The sequence below is a fragment of the Bacillus sp. FJAT-22090 genome (assembly GCF_007676755.1).
In the GTDB taxonomy this organism is placed as follows: Bacteria; Bacillota; Bacilli; order Bacillales_A; family Planococcaceae; genus Psychrobacillus.
In genome coordinates this window covers 1-5264 of the sequence record NZ_VEBK01000030.1, presented here as the reverse complement: position 1 = coordinate 5264, position 5264 = coordinate 1, and the positions used below count along the sequence as shown (strand labels likewise).

The following is a 5264-nucleotide window of genomic DNA, read 5'->3' as shown; positions in this document are numbered from 1 at the left end:
AGCGTCCGACTGCTGAGAAAATCATAGCGGTCGCTAGTCAAACGCACTAAGACGCACTTTCCCTACACTATGTATTAAAATGAAAATGACTAAAGAGAGCAAAAGTAGCTGCTCTCTTTTATATAGATAATAATGTTCGATCACTAGTTAGTTTTTCTCCACGAATACGTTGGAACTCCTCCATCAGTTTCGGAATGGTTAAATACTTTTTCTCTTCCTCTCCCACTTCTAAAATAATTTGACCTTTATCCATCATGATCAAACGATTTCCAAGATCAAGTGCTTGTTGCATGTTATGCGTAACCATCAGAGTAGTTAATTGGTCCTTTTCTACAAGCTGTTTTGTAAGATTGGTTATTAATTCTGCCCGAGATGGGTCTAGAGCAGCCGTATGTTCATCCAGTAGGAGTATAGATGGCTTGGTAAAGGTGGCCATTAAAAGTGAAAGTGCTTGCCTTTCCCCACCTGACAAAAGACCGACCTTCGCGTTTAATCGGTTTTCCAAATTTAAATGTAGCATCTCCAGTGATTGAAGGAAAAATTCTTTCCTTTGTTTATCTACACCAATTTTCAACCCACGCTTTTTATTTCTTGAATAGGCAATAGCTAAGTTTTCTTCTATCGTCATCGTCGGGGCAGTTCCTGCCATAGGATCTTGGAAAACCCGTCCAATTAGCTGGGAGCGTTTAAATTCAGGTAGTCTTGAGACGTCTTTACCATCAATAATAATTTCGCCAAAATCGGGAGTAAGCGCTCCAGAAATCATATTCAACATCGTTGACTTGCCGGCCCCGTTACTTCCTATTACGGTAACAAAATCCCCTTCTTTTAAATCGAGATTTATTTGATCTAACGCAATCTTTTCGTCTGCAGTTGCTTCATTAAAAATTTTGTTAATAGCATGTAATTTAAGCAAGATTTTCTCCCTCCTGCTCTCTTACAATCGTCTCGTTTGATACCCGCTGTGCATGTCGTTTTGCTTTTCTACTTTTTTCTCGACGTTTGTCAAAGTAATTCGGTAACACTAAAGCAATGCTAACAATAAATGCTGTTATTAGTTTCATATCACCGGTGTCTAGTAAATCGATTCGAAGCGCTAATGCAAGAATAATACGATAAATGATAGCACCTGAAATAACCGCTAGTGTTGTACGAACAATTGATTTTGTTCCAAATATTGCTTCACCAATGATGACAGATGCTAAACCAATTACAATCATCCCGATACCCATTCCAATGTCTGCAAACTTTGCATACTGTGCGATTAATGCCCCTGATAATGCGACAAGAGCGTTTGAAATACCGAGTCCGATTATTACTAGATTATCTGTATTTGCAGAAAAACTTCGAATCATTTTTTTATTATCTCCCGTGGCACGTATTGCTAGTCCAACTTCTGTTTTCATAAACCAATCGAATACCAATTTAATAAGAAGCACTAGAATTGCAACCACTATAACTGTTCCCCATGTAGAAGGCAGATGCTCCACACCAATTCCTGTTAGGAAATTATTCATTACTTCATCAATTCCTAAACTGCCCCACCATGTGAAAAATTGACTAAATAACGTTTCTGAATTCAACAAAGGTATATTCGGTCGACCTATTGAATTTTCTACAGTGAATCCCATTATCCGCAAGTTTATAGAATACAAAGCAATCATCATTAAGATCCCGGATAATAGAGGGTTGATCTTCCCTTTTGTATGTAATAAACCTGTTATACATCCTGCAATAAAACCAGCGAAGATCGCAACTAGCGTTGCAATGAACGGATGATAGCCTAACACAATCATCATCGCTGCAGTAGCAGCGCCAGTCACAAAGCTTCCATCGACCGTTAAGTCAGGAAAATCTAACACTCGGAATGTTAAATACACTCCGAGTGCCATAATTGCATAGATGATTCCTTGCTCAACAGAACCAAAAATAGCTGCAAACATAAAGAATCAAACTCCTATCTATTCCGCGAATTCCGCATTCCAAGCATCTTTTACATCAAGCCCAAGCGCTTCCACTGTATTTTTATTTAATACAAATCGTAAATTTTGTGGATATTGAACTGGTAAATCAGCTGGTTTGCTTTCGCCATTTAAAATTTTTACTGCCATTTGTCCTGCTTCATAACCGATATCATAGTATTCAAACCCGTAAGCCCCTAAACCTCCGCGTTTTACGGAGTCAAATTCTCCTACCATCATAGGAAGTTTATTGTCATTTGCAACAGAGATGACAGATTCAAGAGCAGAAACTACCGTGTTATCTGTAATAATATACAAGGAGTCTACTTTTCCAATTAACGATTCTGTTGCTTGCTTAACCTCTGCAGAAGTTGAAACAGACGCCTCAACTACCGTCAGTCCTACTGCATTCATTTGCTCTTTTACGGCATCTACTTGTGCACGAGAATTTTGTTCCCCTGCGTTAAATACCATTCCTACCTTCTTCGCCCCTAGCTCGTCTTTCAAAAATGAAATAGTACTTGGGATTGCATCTGGCTGCGTATCTACAGTCCCAGTCACATTTCCACCTGGATTTTCCATCGATTTTACTAATTCTGCACTAACAGCATCTGTTACAGATGTAAAGACAATTGGAATATCCTTTGTAAGACTTGCTACTGCTTGAGCACTCGGAGTAGAGTTTGCAAATATTAAATCGACTCCACCACTTACTAAGTTGTTTGCAATAGTTGTGTTGGCACTATTGTCATTTTGAGCGTTCTCTATTTTATATTCAGCATCGATCCCCGCATCTTCTAAAGCTTTCTGAAATCCTTCAAATGCAGCATTTAGAGATGGGTGCTCTACAATTTGAGTAACACCAATTTTAAATTTCTTTGTATTTTCCTTTGCATTCTCATTAGAGCCCTGTTCGCTATTTTCCCCACACGCTGCCAATAACAAAATAGCAGCCAATAAAAACAATGCTAGTTTCTTCATCTCTATTAATACCCCCTATTTAAATCACGCACATCAGCGATTCAACTCGCTAAAGTTTAGATTAATAGATATGTTACACTGCAATTGATTAATAGTCAATAAGATTAAGAATTTTTTGATAGTAATTTATTATTCTCTTTACATCCGCTTAATAGTAGCTAGACATTCTATTTTTATAATTTACATTGAGAAGCATTTATTTATTTAAGGGGGAATGATTGTACTGGCTATTGAGGATCATGACTATGGAGATTTATTTTTATATATATTAGAAGAAAAAGCTATACAAACTGTTTTTCAACCGATTATTTCACTTCAGAATTCCCAAATTTACGGATATGAAGCATTAACACGCGGTCCTGAAAACACTGTTTTGGAAAATCCCGAGTTATTATTTGATTATGCGATGAAACAAGGACAGCTTTGGGAGCTTGAAAATTTATGTAGGGCAAACGCATTGAAATGTGCCAATGACTTAAATGCTGGTGGAAAACTATTTCTAAACGTCAATCCTAATATAATGAATGACCCTAAATTTAAAGAAGGATTTACAAAAGAGTTTTTATCATACTTTCAAATTGACTCAGATTCTATAGTATTTGAAATTACAGAACGGGAAGCAATAAATAATTTAAAAGATTTTATTAATACAATAGAGCATTATAAAAAACAGTTTTATCAAATTGCTATCGATGACGTAGGTGCTGGTTATTCGGGATTAAATGTAATTACAGATGTCCGTCCTCATTTTATTAAGTTAGATATGAAACTCATACGTGGAATTGATAAGGATAGAACTAAGCAATTGCTTGTAAGAAGTCTAAGCGAATTTGCAAATTACTCACAAATACATATTATTGCTGAAGGAATAGAGACAAAAGAAGAATTGCGTACGTTAATTGATATAGGAGTCCATTTCGGGCAAGGATACTTTATACAGAAGCCAAACAGAAACCTATTCCCTCTGCGGGATGAAGTCAAAATGATTATTAATAGGGAAAGTACTAGAAAAAATTGTGTTAGTACGAACCGATTGACAGATACCTCTATTGAACAAATTGCGACTCCTTTACGAACAATTTCCAGTCAAATGCCTATTTCCAATGTTAGTAGTTTGATGGAAACCAATGATAGCCTCCCTGGTTTTTGTATTAAAGATGGAGAAAAATTGATTGGTGTAATTACTAGAAATAAACTGCATCTAAAGTTTAGTGGACCCTACGGCTACAGTTTATATAACAAAAAACCTATCTCCGCTATTATGAGTAGAACATTTTTGAAAGTAGATGCTGGAACACCAATTGATGTAGTCGCAAAAACTGCGATGAAAAGAGATCCGCTCCATTTATATGATTTTATTACAATTACTAAATACGACAATTATTTCGGTGTAGTTACGGTTAAAGATTTGCTTGAAAAGAGTATGCAACTAGAAATTGACTATGCCAAGCATTTAAACCCTTTATCTGAATTGCCAGGTAATCTAATAATTGAACAGCAATTGCAACAATGTATCGATGCTACAACTAATCTAAGTGTTCTTTATCTCGATATTGATAATTTTAAACCTTATAATGACGTCTATGGTTTTGAAAAGGGTGATAAAGTTATCATGCAATTAGCAAAGATCTTAAAGGAATGCTGTCCTACTGATGGATTTGTAGGTCATATAGGGGGGGGATGATTTTATATTGATAACAGATTCATCGAATAACGTACAATTATGCGATGAGATTATTCAACAATTTGATGCTTCTATAGACCAGTTTTATCATGCACATGATTTTCTGAAAGGGTGTATTGTTACTAAAAACCGTCATGGAATCGAAGAATCCTTTCCGCTTCTGACAATTTCAATTGCAGGAATATTAAACCAAAACATTCATTCCATTTATGAATTATCAGAAATCGCAAGTCTCATCAAAAAACAATGCAAACAAATAACTGGTAGCAACTTTTTATTACAGGTGTCAGGCACCGAAACAAATATGAAATTTTAAACTTTCACGTTTGTTCGAACGATTAATATAATTCAAGTTACAAACCTGTTTATATGCTATGATAAGCGTATTCATAGCAAGTATGGAGGGAATATAGTGACTGCTGTTTTTATTATTGGGGCATTTACTTTTATTATCGTTCTTGGGTTGACCATATTTACGATTAATAAAGGTTATGCATTCAAACATACCATTGACGAACGTCCAAGTAATTTTAATGAATCTAACGAAAAAACGCATCGCCAGAATGGCTGATGCGTTTCAGATTGTAGACAAAAGGGTTTCGAAATGGTCGTATTTCGAAACCCTTTCTATTTTTTAT

The 5264-nt window shown here is 35.8% G+C and carries 6 protein-coding genes; 3 read left to right on the top strand and 3 right to left on the bottom strand.

The window, feature by feature from the left end:
• Window positions 1–118 precede the first annotated feature (118 nt).
• Genes FS486_RS19805 through FS486_RS19795 form a run of 3 tightly spaced genes read right to left on the bottom strand, consistent with a single transcriptional unit; the run spans window position 119 to window position 2942 of the window.
• Window positions 119–916 carry an ABC transporter ATP-binding protein gene (locus tag FS486_RS19805; protein WP_144514024.1) on the bottom strand — a complete coding sequence of 266 codons (798 nt, stop codon included), beginning with the start codon at window positions 914–916 and terminating at the stop codon, window positions 119–121.
• Window positions 909–1943, bottom strand: a complete 1035-nt coding sequence (locus tag FS486_RS19800; protein ID WP_144514023.1) for an ABC transporter permease — start codon at window positions 1941–1943, stop codon at window positions 909–911. Before FS486_RS19800 ends, FS486_RS19805 begins: the two co-directional genes overlap by 8 nt.
• A gap of 18 nt (window positions 1944–1961) precedes the next feature.
• Complete coding sequence (locus FS486_RS19795; protein WP_144514022.1) at window positions 1962–2942, bottom strand: ABC transporter substrate-binding protein; 981 nt, start codon at window positions 2940–2942, stop codon at window positions 1962–1964.
• Between the two features lie 214 nt (window positions 2943–3156).
• Here FS486_RS19795 and FS486_RS19790 point away from each other — a divergent pair, with 214 nt between their 5' ends.
• The 3 genes from FS486_RS19790 (at window position 3157) to ytzI (ending at window position 5197) form a co-directional block, all read left to right on the top strand.
• Window positions 3157–4626, top strand: a complete 1470-nt coding sequence (locus FS486_RS19790; protein ID WP_222122607.1) for a GGDEF domain-containing protein — start codon at window positions 3157–3159, stop codon at window positions 4624–4626.
• Window positions 4627–4633: 7 nt separating this feature from the next.
• A complete protein-coding gene (locus FS486_RS20350; protein WP_222122606.1) occupies window positions 4634–4942 on the top strand; it encodes a hypothetical protein in 309 nt (102 codons plus the stop codon).
• 96 nt (window positions 4943–5038) lie between these two features.
• Entirely contained in the window at window positions 5039–5197 is a 159-nt protein-coding gene (gene ytzI, locus FS486_RS19785) for a YtzI protein (RefSeq protein ID WP_144514021.1), read from the top strand.
• Window positions 5198–5264: the final 67 nt, after the last annotated feature.

What these genes read in the sequence shown, in the direction of transcription:
- FS486_RS19800 (WP_144514023.1), bottom strand. Translation starts at nt 1,943, where the DNA reads ATGTTTGCAGCTATTTTTGGTTCTGTTGAGCAAGGAATCATCTATGCA.
- FS486_RS19795 (WP_144514022.1), bottom strand. Translation starts at nt 2,942, where the DNA reads ATGAAGAAACTAGCATTGTTTTTATTGGCTGCTATTTTGTTATTGGCA.
- FS486_RS19790 (WP_222122607.1), top strand. Translation starts at nt 3,157, where the DNA reads ATGATTGTACTGGCTATTGAGGATCATGACTATGGAGATTTATTTTTA.